Below are 18508 nucleotides of genomic sequence, written 5' to 3' on the forward strand. Positions count from 1 at the left end.
GGTCAGTCGAATTTCCCATGCAGATACCAGTTCAGGGAGCCGGTGCCCTCATGCTGACCATCGCCCGCCCGGAATGCCCAGAAGCGCTCGCCGTTGTCGACCTCCAGAATGAAGTAATCCCGAACCTTGCCCTTCTCATTGTCATTGCGCCACCATTCCCCGCGCACCCGCTCCGGCCCGTCGGCATAGAGGACGCTGTAGCGTTGGCCGCGCCAGGTGAAGGCGCGCGGCGGATGATCCGGCAACACCGCCAGGGCCATGATCGGTTCGGGCCTGCGATAGATCCGTTGCGGCCGGCGATAGCCGGCATTGCGTCTTGATCCAACCTCGGTCGAGGTCGGGGATGCGCGTTTCACGGCGCGCTCCGGGATATCGGTCGCCACCGACACGGCCCGGTACAGGCTTTCCCGCCCATAACGGTTGGTGATCGTATCCCATAGCTCTTCGACGTCCGGTCGCGGCTGCGCCGAATATTGAGCGACGACCTGCTTTGGGACCAGTGGCTCGACGAAAGCGGCCGTCAGGGTCATCTTGTCGACACCCCAGCCGGGATCGACGGTCTCGATCTTGTCACACAACAGGCGCCCCAGCCGTTTGGGATCCCGGACCGGTTTGGCCGTCGCCACGAAGATCGTCTCGATGCGATTGTCAACGCGCGTGAAATGCAGGTCCAGACGCCGGCTGCCGAGACCGCCCTCCTCCATCCGGTCGCAGATCATGTCGGTCAGGCGCTGGGTATATTTCTCAAGCGTCTCGGGCGCCCCGATCGGCTCGGCAAAAATGCGCTGCACCGAAATCAGTTCCGGCGACTCCACCGGCTCGATGGGTTCAGCGAGGCGGCCAAACGCCTGGTCGACACGACGGAAGAGCTTTGGCCCGAAACTCTGGGTGAGCGGTGCGCGTGGCTTGGCCGCCAATTCGCCGATGGTGTCCAGGCCCAGGAGCAGCAGATCCGGCATCATCTCTGCCGGCAACCTCAGGGCCGCGATCGGCAGTTTCAGAAGCGCGTCGGCTTGCCCACCCGGCTCGACGATCCGCATCGTCTGCCGGCCGAAACGCGCCAGGGCGTGGGCCGCACCCCAGGTGTCGGCAAGGGCCGCGTAGGCCGTGATGCCGAGGTCGGCCAACCGGCCGACCACGTCGGAAACCAAACCGGCCTCGCCACCATACAGATGAGCCGCGCCTTGGATATCGAGGACCAGCCCGTCGGGCGGATCGGTCGCGACGATCGGCGAATAAAGCCGCAAAGCCCAGATTGCGAGCTTCTCCAGCGCGACCGCGCCGCCATGAGGGTCGGCGTCCATGATGACCAGGTCAGCGAACAGGGATTCCGCCTTGGCGACCGGCATGCCGATATAGATGCCGTTCGTCCGGGCGAATTCATCAACAGCCGTTATGACGCGGCGCCGGCCGTCCGAACCCTTGAGGGCGAACGGGATATCAGCTGGCGGCGCGCTGTCGCCAAGCTTCCGCCGCAGCCGATCCGTCGGCCAGGTCGGAAGATAAAGCGATAAGACCCTGGGCATCGCACGCTTCCACTTCAAAATCCGCACTCTCACCACCCCGGCAGCGCATCAATTCGAGCTGCCACCGGGCGCGCCCTACGCCCCGGACCGGCAAGGGTGCTGAATTCAATTCTGTCACCCGCCAGCGCGTAAACGCAGCGGTCGGATTGCCGAAGTCGCGGGCATCGACGTGCCGACGCCATCGCCGCACGGCCAGGCCCATCGTGCCCGAGGTCTCGGCAGCCATCTGGAGACGTTGCGAAGCCACACGCGACAATCCGGCAAGCTCGCCGACAACGGCGCTCAGTCCACCGTGACGCAACGCCTCTTCAAAACATCCAAGAATGGCGGCTTCATTCTTGGCTTCAAAAAAGACGACCTGCTCTTCGGCCAGCCCGGATTGCGCCAGGGCCGGCGCAAACAGGTCGGCCTGCGTGTAGCACCACAAAACCTTGCCGCCGGTGCGCGCCGCTATTCCGGCGGCGAATGACGCGGCCGCCGCTCCATCTACCGCTCCATTGGCGCCGCCGGCGATCTCATGAAGAGCGCCAAGCGCAAGCCCGCCCTTGGGAAGACGACGATCGATTTCAGGAACGCCGAACGGGAGGACAACCTTGGCCCTGGCTGCAATTCCACCAATCCCTTCGATACGTTGCCTGAGGTCGGAAATGACGGCGGCATCGGCGGGGGGCATGACATGAACGATCCTTTCTGGAGCGATTGCTGACGGAGTTTGACCTCGATTGAAAATAATGTTCTCTTTTTGTTCCTAAAATCGCCGATCGTCAACTGGTCTCAAACGACGCCCGGCAGTCCGTTGCCTCAGAAGCGATGGCCGGCGGCGAGCGAAAAGGCGAGAATCCATAATCCGGGTAAGGATTTATGGTCGCTCGAGACGCGTCGAAAAAAATTTCCGTGCCAGGCTCATTTCCTGGGGACAACGACAGGGTCAGTCGCCAAGTTCGATCCAGGCCGGGGCGTGATCTGATGTCTTTTCCCAGGTGCGCACATCCCGGTTCACGCCCGCCGCACGCAATTTCGGCTTCAATGCAGGGCTAATCAGCAGATGATCCATGCGCAGACCTGATTTCCAATCCGGACGATTGTAGAAGAAATCCCAGTAGGTAAAGATCTGCTCCGTCGGGTGCAGGTGCCGGATGGCATCCGTCCAGCCTTGCTTGAGCAAGGCGGCGTACGCCTTTTTCGACTGCGGCTGGAAGACCGCGTCATAGACCCAGCGCTCAGGTTCGAAGGCGTCGAGGTCCGTCGGCACGACATTGTAGTCACCCGCCAGAACAACCGATTGCCCGCTTTCCAGCAGTTCGGCCGCATGGTCCTGCAACCGCTTGAACCAGCGGAGCTTGTAATCAAATTTCTCAGGCGCGCCGTTGCCATTGGGCAGATAGAGGCATCCAACCCGGACGTCTCCAACACGCGCCTCGATATAACGGCTGTGGGTGTCATCTGGATCACCGGGCAGGCCTCGCCGCGTCTCATGGATTTCGCCCGTACGGCTCAGGATGGCCACGCCATTCCAGCGGGGCTGGCCATGCCAGATCACCTCGTAGCCGGCGGTCTTGATCGCCGCGTGGGGAAACTTTTCATCGGGCGACCGGGTTTCCTGAAGGCAGGCGATGTCGGGCTGCTCTTCTTCGAGCCACCTCAGGAGAACCGGCAGATGGCCATTGACGCCGTTGATGTTGTAAGTGGCGACTTTCATCAAACGCCTGAAGACATCGCCGCGGCCGCCGGCGGCAGGAGTTCCAGTTCGTCCACCGATACCTTGCCGACCGGAAAACGATCATCGTCCCAGACGACATAGACCATGTCCGGTCCCGTTTTCGTTTCTTCCTTGGCAGAAACGACAAGACCATCTTGGGCGGGTTCCTTTGCGACCGAACCAAGACCTTTGGTCGAATGACTTACCCGGGCACCATCCTTGAACTCTTCAGTAATCCGGGACATCCGTCAGCTCCTACACTCTGCAAATCATTCCCAGCCAGCGATAAAGACTCAATGATAAAATGGAATCGAACTGAAAACTTACCTGCCATTTGATAGCCGTTGGGTCTGTATTCACCTCGCAAAAATTCGAGGGCTAAAAATGGCAGTACGGCCTTATTGGAGCGGCACCATTCGCGTGTCGCTAGTTTCCCTGTCCGTGGATATGTTCACGGCCATCGACGCGAAGGGCAAGATCGCCTTTCACCAGATCTACAAGCCGACCGGCGAGCGTGTCCGGCAAAAGCTGGTCGCCGGCGACGTCGAGGTCGACCGCGCCGACATCGTCAAAGGCTATGAGGTCGATAAGGGCGAATATGTCCTATTCGAACCGGACGAGATCAAGGACCTGAAAATCCCGTCCAGCAAGGCCATGGAACTGGTCCGCTTCGTACCCTACGACGCTGTCGATGCCGTCTATTTCGACACGCCCTATTATCTGGCGCCGTCTGGCAAGGGCGACCTCGCGACCTTCAGCGTCATCCGCGACTCAATGCGCGAGATGAAGGTGATGGGCCTGGGCCAGATCGTTATCTCCGGTAGCGAGCGGCTGTGCGCCGTCAAGCCCTGCGGCCCTGGCCTTCTGCTGGAGACCCTGCACTACGCGGATGAGATCAAGAAGAGCGGCTATGTCTTTGGCGACATCAAGGAGGTATCGCTCGATGCCGACGAGAAGGACCTAGCCAAGCAGTTGATCAAGCGCAAGGTCGGTGACTTCGAACCCGAGGAATTCCATGACCGCTATACCGACGCTTTGAAGGAACTTGTCGAAGCGCGCATAGAAAATCGCGCACCTGTCGTTCCTGAAGAGCGGCCGACCGCAAAAATCGTCAATCTCATGGACGCGCTCAGGGCAAGCCTGAAAGAGCCGACAAGTTCCGCCGCAGCCAATGATGCGGGCGCCGTCGCCAAGCCTAAGGTCGACAAGACCAGGCCCGACAAAGCCAAAGCGCCGGCCCGGAGAAAAGCGGGATGAGCATGGACGATCAAGGCTATCGCCGGGGAAAGGTTGCTGCGGGGCTCGGGTTTCGGGAACCCGAATTGGCGACCCTGGCCGACGCCGTGCCCCCAGGACCAGAATGGGTACATGAGGTCAAGTTCGACGGCTACCGGACCCTGACGGTTATCGACGGAGGCAAGGTCACCCTGTACTCGCGCTCGGGCCTTGACTGGACAGCGAAGTATCAGGACATCGCCAGGCGACTGAAATCCTTGAAAGCCGACAATGCCATTCTTGACGGTGAGATCGTTGCGCTCAACGAACATGGTGCCTCCAGCTTTTCGCGGCTGAAGGAGGAACTGGGCGCCGGGCGGAGCGACGAACTTCAATATTACGTCTTCGATCTGCTGGTGATCGATGGGGAAGACGTCACCGGAAAAACGCTGATCGAACGCAAGGCCCGGCTGCAGGCCCTCCTCGATTGCCATGATTTCGAGAACCACATCATTTACAGCGAGCATTTCGCTGAGAACGCCAATTTCCTTCCGCATCTGTGCAGCCTCGATATGGAAGGGATTATCTCGAAGCGCGTCGACTCGACCTATCACGGCGGACGCGGGAAAGCGTGGCTGAAGGTCAAGTGCCACAAGCGCCAGGAATTCGTCATCGTCGGCTTCACCGAATCCTCGCACGCCGGCCGCGGTTTCCGGTCTCTTCTGCTGGGCTATTATGATGGCTCGACACTTAAATTCGCCGGCAAGGTCGGCACGGGATTCAACGGCGATAGCCTGCTTGATATCCGCAAGAAGCTCGACAAGCTCAAAATCATCCCGAAGCCATTCAGCAAACTTCCACCGGATGTCGGGCGCGGCACCTGGGTAGAGCCTAAACTCGTCTGCGAGGTCGAGTTCACGGAGTGGACGCCGGAGGGGCGACTGCGTCATCCGTCATTCCAGGGCCTGCGCGAGGACAAGCCGGCGAGCGGTATTGGTCGCGATAGGGCGACGCCTGTCGCCGTTGCCGTCAAAGGCGCAGAGGTCGAGATCAAGGCGGAAGCCCCGCCGAAGCGCGTCCGTCATCCATCGGCGCCATTAAAGTCGCCCGACCGCGTCGACATCGGGGGCATAGGTGTTTCCCATCCCGACCGGGTCGTCTTTCCGGACCTCGGCGTCACCAAACTTCAGCTGGCGCAGTTTTATGAGAGCGTCGCCGACCGCATGCTGCCGCACATCATCAATCGTCCGCTGTCCCTGGTTCGCGTGCCCGACAACGTCAACGGCCAGCAATTCTTCCAACGTCATCTGCCGGACCGCGGCGGCCTTCACAACGTCCAGGCGGTCGAGGTCCCCGTAAAGGATCGCACCGAAGATTATATGCAGATCGAGGACAAGCTCGGTTTGCTTTCGCTGGTTCAATGGGGCGGCATTGAATTCCACCCCTGGGGCAGCCGTTCGGATAAACCGGCTCTCCCCGACCGGATGATCTTCGACCTCGACCCCGACCCGGAAGCGCCCTGGGAAAACGTCATCGATGGCGCGGCCGAAATCCGTGAACGTATGCGGGAGCTGGGATTGGAAAGCTTCCTCAAGACGACCGGCGGTAAGGGACTCCATGTCGTCGTGCCTATCGAGCGAAAATTCGAATGGCCGGCGATAAAAGGCTTTACCCGTGCGATCGCGGAATCCATGGCCCAGGACAGCCCGACGCGGTTCATTGCCAACATGAGCAAGGCCAAACGCAAGGGCCGGATTTTCATAGACTACCTGCGCAACGACCTCACATCGACGGCAGCGGCTGCTTTCTCAGTCAGGGCGAGAGCTAATGCCGGCGTGTCGACGCCCCTGTTCTGGAGGGAGCTGACCCCGAAACTCGTGCCCGGCGACTATAATATCCGTACAGCACCAAAGCGCTTCCAGACCGAGACGATCGATCCATGGGCTGATTTTTTCACCATCAAGCAGTCGTTGCGTGCTGACATCCTCAAGGCGCTGAGGATCGACGCGCGCTGATCGACATTAAGCGTCCCTCAATGAACCCTTGAGGCAGAACTGCGTTCGGTGGGCCCGGCTTAAAGTTCTCCGCCAACATGGCCCACCTGAACGTACAATGGCTCGATGGGGGCAACCCGGTCACTGATGACTAAGGTGCCGGAAAGGCAATGACTACGTTCTCGCGGCTGCCGGCGCTGACATACGGGCCGCACTCGGAGATGGCCTCTACGGCCGCGGCCTGCGATACCGCGTCCGACCCTATAGCTGTATCCGGCGCAATCGCCGTCTGGGCAACATTGCCAAGCGCCGAGAAAGTAACCCGTAGACTGGCGCCGTGTGTGTCATGAATGGCCAAACGGCGCCAGCATGGCTCAATCTGTTTCCACAGCGCGTCGTTGACGCCGGATGACTGACCACCCTGCCTTACACCGCCTGTACTTGCGTCCGGCTCAGCCGTCGCCATTTTCGCGCCGTCAACCGCGTTTGACGCATCGCTTGTTTCAACGGTCGCCTGGATATCCGGGACTTTAAACGAAGTCGTCGCAGTAGTGGCTGGCGTCACTTGGATAGCGATAAAGTCCGTGCCATCTTCTGAGTTTTCAGGATCGGGCTTCTTGATCTTAAGGGCATCTCGGACAGCCGATGATACGAGTTCTACACTAAACCCCGTTCCAGATCCCGAGGCGAAACTGGTACCGCCAGACCCTCCGCCAGAAATATTCGGAGCAATTCCTATCAGGAGAAATGCGACCAAAAGTCCGTGAATCCCAAGGGAAAAGGCAGCCGCTACTATAATTCGCTTTTTTTTTGCACCCGCGCTCGCCTCTTCTACGCGGCCAACTGCCGTGCTACAAATAGCGACCGCATTCCGGGCAAGTAGGTTGAGTCGCAAGTACATCCTCCTATCGGTAATCCATAATCAGACGAGATTCCCTGGGGCGGACCGGCGCGGCTTTCATAAAATGACCCACGCCACGCTGACACAAATGGTTTCGGCTTAACTCTATGCCTTGCTCTCGCCACCGCGATTGAGCATGTCACCAATTATAATCATGCTTATGGATAGTCCCGTCAGCGCGGTGCTTATAATCGGCACATTGGGAGTTGCTAAAGCCTTGAATGTCGCGGTTGCAATGACGGCTATATTGTTTAGAACGTAAATTGCCATACCTATATTATACAAAAACGAAACGGCCACATTTTTAATATTGTTGAACCCTGGGAGTTTCTTGCTCAGCGAGCTTTCTATACCCAAGAGTGCGAAGCCTGCAATCCAGCAAGCTATTCCAAAAAAAGGCCACACTGGCAGCCAGGTTAATGTATAGCCTGCCTTTACCATGCAGCCATACCAAACCAGCAACATGCCAAATGCGCCAAAGAGTTTTGCTGAAAAGTACCTCAAACTAAGAAAACTCCTATTTATAAACTTTGCACTCTGGCTCTTTTACGCCCAGCGCTTTTCTAACAATATCGCCAGAAGCTTTTGAGCCGGCCTGCTTTGCGACCAACTGTCTGGCGCCAAGACTTTCTTCCGGGGCGACCCCGTCAAGAATAGTGTCACTGAAGTTCGCGGCAGCCACGCCTGCCGCTTCTTTGAGGTCACCGTCGTCAACATAGGACCAAAAACCGGACATAGCATCGTTGATGACAGTAGCGATAGCAAGAGGCGCTGACGCCAATTTACCAACTTTGCCTACACGCGAGTTCGGCATTTTCTTCCCTGCTATAGCCGAACTCGTCGCGGACGTAGCCAAAAGGTCTGTCATCCCACCAACCGAGTCTGCCATTGTCCTGGCAAACGAACATTTCCCATCGTCCACATAATCGATGATATATAGAGTCTTTCCCAATCTGACTTTCAGAGTCAACTTCGGACGTTTGCCATGAACGACAACCTCCCCCGGCTTGGTTTGGGGGCCAACTATATTTGCCGGCCCACCAACTTGACCGTCAAGAGCGCGGCCTTCTGGGCTAACACAGGTCCAGCCCGTCGGGCACTTCTTCTGTCCATGCACGACAACATCTAGACCGTACGGATCCGTGTTGTCGATCGGATCGGCGTAACCATAAATATACCAGTTCATCCCATCGCCATAGCCGATGGGATCGGCCTGCATGAAACGGCCGAGCGTCGGCGAGTACATTCTGGCCTTGTAGTAATAAAGGCCAATTTCCGCCAGATAAGTCTGGCCCGTATACTGGAACCGCCCAATATTGGTGGATGCCGGGATGCCGTATCCATCGTAGGTATTGACAGCAAGGCTGTTCCCCGAGCCGTCAGCGACACCAACAATCGAACCCTGTGGGTCGGCTGTAAAATAACGGGGCGCGGCCACTGCCGTGCCCTCGTACCAGACGATTGGTTGGTCGGTGCCAGGGCCGTCCACGTAGCGCCGCAGAAGCGCACCGGAACCGTCGTATTCCGCTATCAGATCTGAACCATCATAGAGAAATTTGGTAGTGACGCTTGCCTTGGTAACGCTCAGAAGGCGGTCTTCGGCGTCGTATGTCAGCGTCGCCCCGGCGGATGTGCTAATTAATAAGTTCTCGGCGTTGTAACCATATGTCACCGCACCGTCGCTGGTCAGATTGCCGCGGCTATCATAACCGAAAGTCGTCGAATTGACGCCGCTCACTTGGTTTAAGCCGTTAAGGCCGTAATTAATGGTCTGAGCAGAGCCTGGATACGGATAATCGAAGGCGCTATTGCTGTTGGTGCGCGACTTAATCTTGCTGTCAACCGCGTATACCATACTGAACGTGTTGTCATTTGATACACCAGCTATGTCATTAGTCAAATTGAGGAGCCGCGACCAAGAATCGTATCCGACGGACGTCGCAGCCTGAGACGAGGGTCCACGAGCGATCGCATTGATGCGCCCATAGCTGTCGGAGACATATCGGGCCTGAGTTACGGCGCCGCCGCCATTATAGGCCACCTGCTGGGTCGAAAGCCCTCCGTCATCTCGATAATTATAGGACGCGACAAAACTCGCGCCAGCGTAAGCCGGGTAGTGGATTGCGGTGCGGCGACCGTAAATATCGTAGTCGTAAGTAATGGTGCCCATCGGCTGTGCGTCGCTAAGCAATTGACCAAGCGCATTGTACGTGTAGGTTTCAGTCTGCCCGTTTTTACTATGCGACGTCATACTATCGAAATTGTTATAGCTGATTGTCTCGCTAATGCCGGCGCCGGTGCGGCTCGAAACACGGCCGTTGGCATCATACGAAAGGGAAATGATCGAACCATCGCGCAGCGTGTCAGCCGTCGGCACGGCACCGCTGAAAGTTGTTTGTCGGCAGTCCGTCGTCGAGCTCACAGTTCCACTAGTCGGCATGGGGTAACAGGTTTTTTGTAGGCGCCCCAGACCATCATAAAAATACGAGGTAAGATTGCCTTTCCCGTCTGCCTGTGTGGCGAGCGAGCCATCGCTTGCGTTGTAAGTGTTGATGACGTCATCCGCCTGCTGCGCCGTCCCAAGTGCATTGGTTACCTTGACCTTTGCGCTCGCGAGATCGTAGCCATATTGGGTGATCTTATCGGCGCCATCGCTGCCCTGGGCCCCGAGCGTACATGCCGAGGCCGGGAGCGAGGTGAATATGGACGGATTAAGGCGTTGCGCCACGCAAGACACGCGCAGTGAACTGTCATATGTCGTTTGAGTAACGGTCTGGGGCGTGCCACTGGCATTGGCGTAATACTTGTCAAAAATCTGCAGCCCGGTTGCGGCATCGTAATCAGCAGTCGATTTATCCAGGACAGTCATTGCATTTAGGGCTGATAAAGTGGTGTCCGTAACGGTGCCTCGTTCCACCATCGACACTTTGCCGTCAGCATTATAGGTGACACGCGCAGCCTGCCGGAGCAGGTCCGTATTTCCGGGGCCACCTGTCCCACCGACGCCGTCCGGGTCGGCATAAATTTCACCGACCTTGCGATTGAGGGCGTCATAAAAGTAGTAAATTGTGTCATTTGCGCCTGGCAGAGGGCCGTCCGCCGAAACCACATTTCCGAAGACGTCGTAGGCGTAGTTTACGGTCGACGCTAACGTATTGTTACCCAGCTCTGTAGTGACTGAAACCGGCTGGATATTGTTGGTACCGTAGCTTATCACCGTTTTTAGTTCATCCGCTGTGCCTTGGCAGGTAGCGGCAGAAAGGCTCATGCAACTTTTGACCTGTGTCAGGCGCCATACCTGCGACGACGGCACAAGAGTGCCCGCGCTGTTTTTCACGTAGGGCGTAAACTGGCTGTAGGCATATCGCGTTTGAGGTGCCACACCACCTACCGCCTGCTTAGTGACCGTTGCAACTCCGCCGCTGCTGGAATCATAGGTATAGTCAGTCCGGATACCTGCATCGTCGATTACATAGTCTGGCTTATTGCAGGTATTTACATTGGAGCATGTGGCCGGATAACCTGCTGTGGTAACGAGGTTGGATAGGCCTGAACCCGCTCTTGGTACGACGGTTGTCGTCACAACATTGCCACGGCCGTCATAGGCGTATTCCGTGTATCCCCCCGTCAGGGTCGCGCCACTATATGTGGCATCCGGGTTGACAACCCGAAATATCCGCCCGTTGCCGTCATAAGAGTAGCTCGTTTTTCGACCTAACTCGTCGGTGTCAGAGACCACCTGGGTAAGACTGGTATCGACGACAACCGTCCGTACGCCGGTATTAGGCGACGTTACTGTTACAGTCTTCAAATTACCGCTTACCGAATAGCTGTAGGTCCATACCGAGGTACCTCGAGTGATCGAACTTACCATATTCAAGCCGGAGCCCGTGGTCCCGTAAGCAATTGTCTCATTGGCGCCCGTAGGCAACGTAATTGATCCAATCTTGTTGGCGAGTCGGTTAAAGTTTGAAAACACAGTCGAATGACTGAGACCGTCGGTGATCGTGTAAGTGCCGACGGCGCCGCTCGCAACGTAGGTGGACGTAGAAGATGGCCACGTCTGGGTGAGCCCGGAACAGGTGGTCGCATTTGGGTCGCAATAGTCGACGGAACTATTCAACGCCAGGGAAGCAGCGGTACCGTCGTACTTAACCATCCAACCGAGCGAACTGGAAGCGGTAATTGGAACCGTTCTCCAACCAAAATCATCGAACGTACGCGAGTAAGTCATGGAGATTATTTCGCCGTCAGGCGTGGTAATGCTCGTCATGACACCAACATTTGCGACCATATTGACGTCCGATGGAAGAGAACTGTCAAAAACAGCCTTTGTGCCGTCGGGCCCCGTATAGGTCCATAAAGTGCCAGACGAGGTGAGAGTACCAGTGCTCCCCGAAATGGGTACATACGACCCACTGACCAATTGAAATTTTTGGGATGAGTTCGCAAGAGATACGGTTTTGGTGATCACAGAACCCGTAGTCGCCGTGTTCAAAACACCAAAGAACGCATCCGAATACGCAAAAGACAGCGACGTGCCACTTGGATCAAGGCCGCTGACGGTGTTACCTATTTTAACTCGTGGGACCGAAATACTGAGTTTGCCTGTAAAGAACTCGACGCCGTTCGCATCGGTCATTTCCATCGTGGGGGGTATAGCTGCCGAGGGTTGCAATGCTTGGGCCGGCGCTGCCGAAAGTCCTAAAACGACGGCGGCACTGGAAATCATTGTCGTAGAAATTAGCCACGACTTCATAGAACGGCGGACTAATTTCATGATTTGACCCCTAATAGCGCTGTGCGGTAGGAGGCGACCACATTCAACCGCAACTCGCAAGGTATTTTTTGCCGCCTGAAGGCGATTTTTTCAATCCCTTGTTTTGCTTTGGTATTTACAAGCGATGGTTATTTCACACGTCCATCAGATCAAATGCTATCTTGTCAGAAACTGGAAGTTGCAGCATGGTCTAGCGGTACGACCAATATTGGAGACGGCCATGGCCAAATTTCGCAAATTAATTGCTGTCGCTGCGTTAGCATTCATTGGACTGCCGCTCTCATTTCTGCCGGCGGACGCAGGCACGACCACCTACAAGTATGACGCAAAAGGCAGGGTTATCGAAATTGACTACCCAAACGGAGCCGTGGTCAAATACTCTTATGACAACGCCGGCAACCGTACCCAAATGGTCAAGACACCGTAATCGTAGTCGAAACCGCGGGGTCATTGACGCCGACATCTCCACCTTAGCGAGCATCGGTCCGTATCCGACCGCTCAGTCGCGGCGATATCTGCCGTCAGCCCGATTTATTGATGATAAATCACCGGATACTCCCGCCCCCGCGCACCCTCACCCCGCCTCGCATTGACATTAGGCAGTCCAAGATCAGCCTTGTCTCCGCCGAGACCAAGTGACGTGCGGCAAGGCTAAACGGGCGACGCTAAAACTTCCAAAGTGAGGGGATCCATCTGGCCACCACACCAATCATCGATCGCCGTGTCAAAATCGGTCTGCTCTCTGGGTCTGGACGCCAGGGCGAATAACGTCATGGAAGAGCGGAATTTCATATCGTCGGGTGTTCCGAAGATGGCGGTCAATGATGGCGCACTGGCCGCGAGTACCGCACGCGTACATTCGCCCAATCGCGGCCCCAGCAGCGGATGGGCTAAATATTGTCGGGCTTCGTCAAGGGACGCGATGCCATAGTGCTGGGCCATCGAAGACCGGCCCAGACCCCGAATTTGCGGGAAGACGAACCACATCCAATGGCCATATTTCCGACCATGCTGCAGTTCGCCCAACGCCGATTCATAAACCGGCTCCTGGGCAGAGACGAACCTGTCGAGATCGAATATGTCGCCCATCACAGGCTATCGCCACCCGGGTCGGTCGGCACTTGCCCATCAAATTCGCCGTCACCGTCGGCTTGTTGATCGCGTTCGGAAGGCTTGGGCACAATGGCTTCGATCGATGGATCTGACTCGATGACCTCGACGTCGTTATCAGTACCTTCAGGCGCAAAATTGTCCTCTTCGCCCGTCATCCCTCCGGCGCCGTCGTCCTTGTCGCTTGGATCAAGCCCAGTAATGGCGGCCGTCCCCGTGTCTTCGGCTAACGGCTTCAGGCCAGTTTCCTGGGTCTGGGCTTGACCTTGGCCCTGCGTTTGTTGGTGAAATTGGTCAGGTTTTTGGTCTTCGGCGGGCATGGCTCGTCTCCTTTTGTGAAACGAACCAGAATACAATCGCGGCCATAAAAGCTCACCTTGTCCATGTCTGAACAGCTATAAGGACACGATATGAGGACTTGCCCTTTGGTCAAATGATCGTCGCTTCTGTCGCTCGTATCAGCACCACGTCCTGGCGAAACTTCAGTTGCAAGTCCCGTCGGTAGGCAGCCAACCAGACGTTGGGGATCTCGTCGGCCATGACCTCGAAGACGACAATGTCATCGGCCCTCTTGCTACCGCCCTCGGCCCAAAGTCCCGTGGCTGGCGCCCGGGAATACACCGTCAAACCGCCGAAGCGATCTGCCAGGCGAGACCGTTCCATGTCGAAATAACTCTCGGGAAATCGGTGCCCGTCGTTGTCGGATAGCGGTAGGAAGACTTCGATGACAAACATGCCGAACCTCAGGGCGTCACGCCATTAAACCAGACCGTCGTCGGTGCCTGCCTGATTTTGTGCAAGTTCTCAGTACTCTAGTTGGAAACCCGGCGCTTCGCCATGGCCGCGGGAACGACCTCGAACGCATCGTCAGGCCATGGCGCGTTGAGATTCAAGGCATCCGAACCGTCAAGCCAGGCCTGCCAGTCTTCCGGCTCGAGGATTACCGGCTCTCGATCGTGTATGTTCGACATGCGGCGCCCAGGTTCGCGCGTCAGCATTGCCGCCGACAGCGTGGGACCGTCGAACAAATGCGCAAAATCGTAGATGCCGGCGACCGCCATCGGCTTGTCGTCTACCCGCCTGATGGCAACCCGCTCGGCCTTGGCCTTTTTGCCTAGCAGGTCCTGGTTGAGCCGCGCCTTCTCGTAATAATGCTCCAGCGGAAAGATGACGCGTCGTTTGCGCGCCCAGGCGTTTTGAAACGCCGGCGTCGTTGCCACGGTCTCAAGACGTGCGTGGGTCGTGCTCGCTCCCCAGTCGCCGGCGCTTCCCATGAAACTGGCGGGGATCAGGCCCCATCGCATGGGCTTCAGGATGATCTTGCCGTGCTTGTCCTTGGCAATCACATCCACCATTTTGGCGGTACGCATGTCCTTGCTCGCAGTGATGTTCTTCGGAACAAATATAGAACATTTTCGGCCTTGGTTCAACCCGGCCGGCGTTCTCATCCACGCCAGCACATCCGGGCTTGCCAATTCGGGCATTTGGCTTTCTCCTGCCCAGACAGCCAACGGACCCGATTATGTGCAACCTTTATTCGATGACCAGTAATCAGGACGCCATCCGGGCGATTAGCCGGTACCTGAAAGACAGCATAGGCAACCTAGAGAAAAAACCGGCGATCTACGCCAATGGCTATGGTCCGATCGTTCGCAATACGGCTGAAGGCCGCGAACTTGCGATGGCGCGGTGGGGCATGCCGTCGCACCCCTATAATCTGCGCGGGAAAAACTACGACCGCGGCGTCACCAATTGCCGCGAGCCCGAAAAGGACCACTGGGACCAATTTATGGATGTGGCGAACCGTTGCGTGGTGCCCGCGACGTCGTTCTGTGAACCCGACCAAGGGGGCGGGTCGAAAGAGAATGTCTGGTTCGCCTTCGATGACGAACGCCCGCTATTCTTTTTCGCCGGCGTATGGACGCCGCAATGGACGTCGGTTCGCATGGTCAGCGAGGGCTCGACGACCGAGGACCTGTACGCATTCCTCACGACAGCGGCTAATGACGACGTCAGGCCGATCCATCCCAATGCGATGCCTGTTATTCTGCGCTCGCAACAGGCGGTGGATTGGTGGCTCACCGAGCCGCGCGCGTCCGCGCTTGAACTGCAAAGGCCGCTACCGAATGGTCTTTTAAAAATCGTCTCGCGCGGTCCAAAAGGCGACGGCCCACCGGGCACGGAGATTGAGCCCAAGAAAAAGGTGCACTCCGCTCCCCCCGCGCAGGCAAGCCTTTTCTGATCCTATTCCGCCGGCGCAAGCTCGAGGAAGGTTTCGAAGTCCTGGTCTGCGGCATTCAGGGCATGGGCCATTTCGTTGATATCTGAAGCCGCGTCCTCGCTGCTGATATCGTCCCGGGCGACCCGTTTTAGCATTTCGTCGAGATAACCGATCAGTTTCGGCGCCAGGTCGGGGTCTATATCGCGCTCGAACAGGAGGGCCAAAGTCGAACGCGTTTCCGGCGCGGTCATGCGGTGTTGCCTGAAACCATCGAGTGTCAAACGAATGGCTTCTGTTTCGTCGGTCGCGATCAATTGTGCGGGCATCATGGTCATCGGTTCGTCCTGGTAAGGCCTACTGCCGAAGATGCCCGCGCTTCTTCGCGGTCAGAGATCAACATCCTGTATTAAAGGACATAAATTTTCGATTCGGCCTTCATGCCTCGTATAGCGACCTTATCCAATGCGGCGGATGAATAGTTCCAGGAGGAAGGTTCGATCATGTGCAATGACTACGAGCAACATATTCGCTGGAGCCTTTATAAGGACGCCATCGAGAAATTGAACACTGCTGCGGCTATTAAAGGCGATGAAGATAAGCTGATCCTTGCGGACGATATCCGGGTGGGCGAACTCGGACCCGTCGTGCGCGCTGCCGGCAATGGCGTTGAGGTGTCCAACATGGTTTTCGGTTTCCCGCCGCCAAAACCGAAGCGGCCGCGCACCTTCAATTTCATTTCGGAAAAGCGCGACTTCAGCGGCAGCAAGCGCTGTGGCGTCCTGGCCTCAGCTTTTTTTGAATTCACCGGCAAGAAGTACCCCAAGGCCAAGCATCGCTTCACGTTGAATGACCAACCCTTCCTTTTTGTCGCAGGACTTTGGAGAGAAGGAAATGGAGAGGAAAGCGACAGCTTTACGATGCTGACCACCTCACCTGGTCCTGACATCGAGCCTTACCATGATCGTCAGATCGTCGTGCTGGCACCGCGGGATCTCGAACACTGGCTCTATCTGACGAAGCCCCGGTCCGAATTGTTGCGACCGCTTCCCGCAGGTTCACTTTCGGTCGAAACCGTCTTTGCCGGCAGTGACTGAGTTTATAGCTGGGGCGCACCGGGCCATCGAACGCGTCAACCTCCACCCGCAGGCACTCATGAAGGCGTCCTTCTGACCAAATTTTATATATAATTTCTGGTCAGTAACTTGTCAGTGACCAGAATATGTATATATTCTTTGGTCATTGAGGACCCAGCCTATGCCCGACCCCACTTCAGACACGCTGAACAAGGTAGCTAGCCGCATCGCAGAAGCGGCGCCGGCAGGCGTGTGGTCGAAAGCCGATTTCCTCGACATCGCATCACCCCATGGAATCGAAAAGGCGCTGCAACGCCTCACCACCCAAGGGGTAATCCGCCGCGTCCATCGCGGTCTTTACGACCAACCCGGCATCAGTACATTGACCGGCGCCATGGTCTTTCCGCCGCGCTCAGCTTTCATCGACGCCATCGCGCGACGCGACAAGCTGCGGGTCATCGTTGATGGCATGACGGCGGCGAACGACCTCGGCCTGACAACCGCCGTTCCGGCACGGTCGACCGTACACGCCGACACCCATCCCCGCACGATCGAGATCGAGGCCAATCTTGGCGACCCGCAGGCAACGGCGCCCGTCACCTACCGTCTCGACTTCAAGCGCATTTCGGCAAAGACGGCGTTCTGGGCCGGCCATCCTGCCATGCGGATCATCCAGGCCCTGGACTGGTTCAAGGACGACCGCGCAACCGAGCCCTCGTTGATCGACGGCATCGTGCGCTTTATCGACCGCTCTGCGCGCCGCGCCGACATTCTGGCCGATCTGCGGGACAACAGGACAAGCGTGCCCTCCTGGATGTATACGGTCATCGACATGATCATCCGCAAGGCCGAGCAGAAGCACAACAATGCAGCGTAGGTTCCTTGAAATTCTCCGCGCGAGCCCCGACGAGCGCCGGGCGCTTTACGCGTCGGCGGCCGCTCGCCTAAATACGCGAGCGGAAAACGTCGAGAAGGACCTCTATGTTTGCTGGATCCTCGATTTCCTGTTCAATCGCAGGCCGGACGACGGCGTGCGGCTGTACTTCAAGGGCGGCACGAGCCTCAGCAAGGCCTTCGGCCTGATCCAACGCTTTTCCGAAGACATCGATATCGGCATCTACAAGGCCGATATCGGCGCCCCGCTGGAAGCCGATATCGAGGCCCTGGCCTCGAACAGCCAGCGAGAAAAGGCGCTCACCAACCGGGTCGACGAAGCCGCGCGCAGCTATATTTCTGGACCGCTGAAAGCAGCCTTGGAGGCCGACCTGGCACAGACCGCCGCCGACATCGGTGACCCTGGCCATTTCTCGATGCGCTTCGGCTACGACGACTACCGTCGGACCGATGCGCTCGATATCCTGATCGTCACCTACAAAAGTGTCTTCGACTCAGGCGACGGCTACGTCGAACCGGCGGTCCGGATCGAAGGTGGCGCACGCCCGGATCCCGTGCCCGCCGAACTTCGCACCATAGTGCCCTACATCGCGGCCGAGCTGCGCGACCCGGACGGCTTGGCAGTACCCAACGTCAATACGGTCCGCCCGGAGCGCACGTTCTGGGAAAAGGTCCTGATCCTCCACGCCATGACGGAAATGACGGAGACACGAGGGGCGGCCGGCGATGACGGCCGTCGCGTCCCCGATCTCAATCGATATTCCCGCCATTATTATGACGTCCACCAAATCTGGACTGCCCAGGATTATGGCGAAGCCACAGCGTCCATGACCGAGCTGGCGGAAGCCGCCCGCCAGCACAAGATGCTCATGTTCCGCGCCCCCGACCACGGCTACGAACGCGCCTTGCCAGGAAGCTACCGGTTATTGCCGACCGACCAGATGCGCGACCGACTTCGCGCGGATTACCGCCGGATGGCCGCCATGATCTTCGGCGAGGCACCGGACTTCGAGACCGTCATGGACAGCATCACGCGGCTCCATGCCTTCGTAAACCGCGCGGCCAAGCAAGGATAGCCGGACGAACCATCGGCTG

General features: G+C 57.5%; 19 protein-coding genes. 7 read left to right on the top strand and 12 right to left on the bottom strand.

Translation table 11 applies throughout. The features are described 5' to 3' along the window. Positions 1-2: 2 nt before the first annotated feature. The 4 genes from AC1DXO_RS22450 to AC1DXO_RS22465 all read right to left on the bottom strand — a co-directional run bounded on the left by AC1DXO_RS22450 (position 3) and on the right by AC1DXO_RS22465 (position 3470). On the bottom strand, positions 3-1526 hold the full coding sequence (locus AC1DXO_RS22450) for a DUF6504 family protein (protein WP_476980429.1): 1524 nt from the start codon (positions 1524-1526) through the stop codon (positions 3-5). After that, positions 1441-2199, bottom strand: coding sequence for an ImuA family protein (locus tag AC1DXO_RS22455; RefSeq protein ID WP_476980430.1), 759 nt, complete (start codon positions 2197-2199; stop codon positions 1441-1443). The genes AC1DXO_RS22450 and AC1DXO_RS22455 overlap by 86 nt, the downstream gene beginning before the upstream one ends. Before the next feature lie 255 nt (positions 2200-2454). Then, positions 2455-3225 (bottom strand): exodeoxyribonuclease III, encoded by a 771-nt coding sequence (gene xth, locus AC1DXO_RS22460; RefSeq protein ID WP_476980431.1) that lies wholly within the window; start codon positions 3223-3225, stop codon positions 2455-2457. Beyond that, a complete protein-coding gene (locus tag AC1DXO_RS22465) occupies positions 3225-3470 on the bottom strand; it encodes a hypothetical protein (RefSeq protein WP_476980432.1) in 246 nt (81 codons plus the stop codon). Before AC1DXO_RS22465 ends, xth begins: the two co-directional genes overlap by 1 nt. Positions 3471-3609: 139 nt before the next feature. Between AC1DXO_RS22465 and ku the strand changes: the two genes are divergently transcribed. After that, positions 3610-4482, top strand: coding sequence for a non-homologous end joining protein Ku (gene ku / locus AC1DXO_RS22470; RefSeq protein ID WP_476980433.1), 873 nt, complete (start codon positions 3610-3612; stop codon positions 4480-4482). Further along, positions 4479-6455: a DNA ligase D gene (gene ligD, locus AC1DXO_RS22475; RefSeq protein WP_476980434.1), complete on the top strand. Its 1977-nt coding sequence runs from the start codon at positions 4479-4481 to the stop codon at positions 6453-6455. Before ku ends, ligD begins: the two co-directional genes overlap by 4 nt. Before the next feature lie 130 nt (positions 6456-6585). On the opposite strand, the gene AC1DXO_RS22480 is transcribed toward ligD, so the two are convergent. The 3 genes from AC1DXO_RS22480 to AC1DXO_RS22490 all read right to left on the bottom strand — a co-directional run bounded on the left by AC1DXO_RS22480 (position 6586) and on the right by AC1DXO_RS22490 (position 12115). Then, positions 6586-7329: a hypothetical protein gene (locus tag AC1DXO_RS22480; protein ID WP_476980435.1), complete on the bottom strand. Its 744-nt coding sequence runs from the start codon at positions 7327-7329 to the stop codon at positions 6586-6588. 111 nt (positions 7330-7440) lie between these two features. Continuing rightward, positions 7441-7800, bottom strand: a complete 360-nt coding sequence (locus AC1DXO_RS22485) for a hypothetical protein (protein ID WP_476980436.1) — start codon at positions 7798-7800, stop codon at positions 7441-7443. Between the two features lie 52 nt (positions 7801-7852). Continuing rightward, the gene (locus AC1DXO_RS22490; RefSeq protein WP_476980437.1) at positions 7853-12115 is read right to left on the bottom strand and encodes an RHS repeat domain-containing protein; all 4263 of its coding nucleotides are present in this window, start codon (positions 12113-12115) and stop codon (positions 7853-7855) included. 220 nt (positions 12116-12335) lie between these two features. Here AC1DXO_RS22490 and AC1DXO_RS22495 point away from each other — a divergent pair, with 220 nt between their 5' ends. Continuing rightward, entirely contained in the window at positions 12336-12542 is a 207-nt protein-coding gene (locus tag AC1DXO_RS22495) for an RHS repeat domain-containing protein (protein WP_476980438.1), read from the top strand. Positions 12543-12766: 224 nt separating this feature from the next. On the opposite strand, the gene AC1DXO_RS22500 is transcribed toward AC1DXO_RS22495, so the two are convergent. The 4 genes from AC1DXO_RS22500 to AC1DXO_RS22515 all read right to left on the bottom strand — a co-directional run bounded on the left by AC1DXO_RS22500 (position 12767) and on the right by AC1DXO_RS22515 (position 14595). Further along, on the bottom strand, positions 12767-13204 hold the full coding sequence (locus tag AC1DXO_RS22500; RefSeq protein ID WP_476980439.1) for a DUF1810 domain-containing protein: 438 nt from the start codon (positions 13202-13204) through the stop codon (positions 12767-12769). Beyond that, the gene (locus tag AC1DXO_RS22505) at positions 13204-13545 is read right to left on the bottom strand and encodes a hypothetical protein (protein WP_476980440.1); all 342 of its coding nucleotides are present in this window, start codon (positions 13543-13545) and stop codon (positions 13204-13206) included. Before AC1DXO_RS22505 ends, AC1DXO_RS22500 begins: the two co-directional genes overlap by 1 nt. Positions 13546-13654: 109 nt before the next feature. Further along, positions 13655-13960 carry a hypothetical protein gene (locus AC1DXO_RS22510; protein WP_476980441.1) on the bottom strand — a complete coding sequence of 102 codons (306 nt, stop codon included), beginning with the start codon at positions 13958-13960 and terminating at the stop codon, positions 13655-13657. A gap of 77 nt (positions 13961-14037) precedes the next feature. Further along, positions 14038-14595 carry an SOS response-associated peptidase gene (locus tag AC1DXO_RS22515; RefSeq protein ID WP_476980442.1) on the bottom strand — a complete coding sequence of 186 codons (558 nt, stop codon included), beginning with the start codon at positions 14593-14595 and terminating at the stop codon, positions 14038-14040. A gap of 152 nt (positions 14596-14747) precedes the next feature. Here AC1DXO_RS22515 and AC1DXO_RS22520 point away from each other — a divergent pair, with 152 nt between their 5' ends. After that, positions 14748-15467 (top strand): SOS response-associated peptidase, encoded by a 720-nt coding sequence (locus AC1DXO_RS22520; protein ID WP_476980443.1) that lies wholly within the window; start codon positions 14748-14750, stop codon positions 15465-15467. Positions 15468-15469: 2 nt separating this feature from the next. Here AC1DXO_RS22520 and AC1DXO_RS22525 read toward each other — a convergent pair whose 3' ends face one another. Further along, positions 15470-15781, bottom strand: coding sequence for a hypothetical protein (locus AC1DXO_RS22525; RefSeq protein WP_476980444.1), 312 nt, complete (start codon positions 15779-15781; stop codon positions 15470-15472). A gap of 165 nt (positions 15782-15946) precedes the next feature. On the opposite strand from AC1DXO_RS22525, the gene AC1DXO_RS22530 reads away from it, so the two are divergent. From AC1DXO_RS22530 to AC1DXO_RS22540, 3 genes are all read left to right on the top strand, one after another. Further along, entirely contained in the window at positions 15947-16540 is a 594-nt protein-coding gene (locus AC1DXO_RS22530; protein WP_476980445.1) for an SOS response-associated peptidase family protein, read from the top strand. A gap of 160 nt (positions 16541-16700) precedes the next feature. Beyond that, entirely contained in the window at positions 16701-17396 is a 696-nt protein-coding gene (locus AC1DXO_RS22535; protein ID WP_476980446.1) for a DUF6088 family protein, read from the top strand. Further along, positions 17386-18489, top strand: a complete 1104-nt coding sequence (locus AC1DXO_RS22540; protein WP_476980447.1) for a nucleotidyl transferase AbiEii/AbiGii toxin family protein — start codon at positions 17386-17388, stop codon at positions 18487-18489. Before AC1DXO_RS22535 ends, AC1DXO_RS22540 begins: the two co-directional genes overlap by 11 nt. Positions 18490-18508: the final 19 nt, after the last annotated feature.

The sequence above is a fragment of the Asticcacaulis sp. P2_C5 genome, assembly GCF_056404555.1.

Excerpts from the sequence above, each read along its gene's own strand:
- AC1DXO_RS22515 (WP_476980442.1), bottom strand. The coding sequence starts at position 14,595 with ATGCGTACCGCCAAAATGGTGGATGTGATTGCCAAGGACAAGCACGGC.
- AC1DXO_RS22505 (WP_476980440.1), bottom strand. The coding sequence starts at position 13,545 with ATGCCCGCCGAAGACCAAAAACCTGACCAATTTCACCAACAAACGCAG.
- AC1DXO_RS22520 (WP_476980443.1), top strand. The coding sequence starts at position 14,748 with ATGTGCAACCTTTATTCGATGACCAGTAATCAGGACGCCATCCGGGCG.
- AC1DXO_RS22540 (WP_476980447.1), top strand. The coding sequence starts at position 17,386 with ATGCAGCGTAGGTTCCTTGAAATTCTCCGCGCGAGCCCCGACGAGCGC.
- AC1DXO_RS22525 (WP_476980444.1), bottom strand. The coding sequence starts at position 15,781 with ATGACCATGATGCCCGCACAATTGATCGCGACCGACGAAACAGAAGCC.
- AC1DXO_RS22495 (WP_476980438.1), top strand. The coding sequence starts at position 12,336 with ATGGCCAAATTTCGCAAATTAATTGCTGTCGCTGCGTTAGCATTCATT.
- AC1DXO_RS22530 (WP_476980445.1), top strand. The coding sequence starts at position 15,947 with ATGTGCAATGACTACGAGCAACATATTCGCTGGAGCCTTTATAAGGAC.
- AC1DXO_RS22500 (WP_476980439.1), bottom strand. The coding sequence starts at position 13,204 with ATGGGCGACATATTCGATCTCGACAGGTTCGTCTCTGCCCAGGAGCCG.
- ku (WP_476980433.1), top strand. The coding sequence starts at position 3,610 with ATGGCAGTACGGCCTTATTGGAGCGGCACCATTCGCGTGTCGCTAGTT.
- xth (WP_476980431.1), bottom strand. The coding sequence starts at position 3,225 with ATGAAAGTCGCCACTTACAACATCAACGGCGTCAATGGCCATCTGCCG.
- ligD (WP_476980434.1), top strand. The coding sequence starts at position 4,479 with ATGAGCATGGACGATCAAGGCTATCGCCGGGGAAAGGTTGCTGCGGGG.
- AC1DXO_RS22455 (WP_476980430.1), bottom strand. The coding sequence starts at position 2,199 with ATGCCCCCCGCCGATGCCGCCGTCATTTCCGACCTCAGGCAACGTATC.
- AC1DXO_RS22535 (WP_476980446.1), top strand. The coding sequence starts at position 16,701 with ATGCCCGACCCCACTTCAGACACGCTGAACAAGGTAGCTAGCCGCATC.
- AC1DXO_RS22465 (WP_476980432.1), bottom strand. The coding sequence starts at position 3,470 with ATGTCCCGGATTACTGAAGAGTTCAAGGATGGTGCCCGGGTAAGTCAT.
- AC1DXO_RS22485 (WP_476980436.1), bottom strand. The coding sequence starts at position 7,800 with ATGTTGCTGGTTTGGTATGGCTGCATGGTAAAGGCAGGCTATACATTA.
- AC1DXO_RS22510 (WP_476980441.1), bottom strand. The coding sequence starts at position 13,960 with ATGTTTGTCATCGAAGTCTTCCTACCGCTATCCGACAACGACGGGCAC.
- AC1DXO_RS22490 (WP_476980437.1), bottom strand. The coding sequence starts at position 12,115 with ATGAAATTAGTCCGCCGTTCTATGAAGTCGTGGCTAATTTCTACGACA.
- AC1DXO_RS22450 (WP_476980429.1), bottom strand. The coding sequence starts at position 1,526 with ATGCCCAGGGTCTTATCGCTTTATCTTCCGACCTGGCCGACGGATCGG.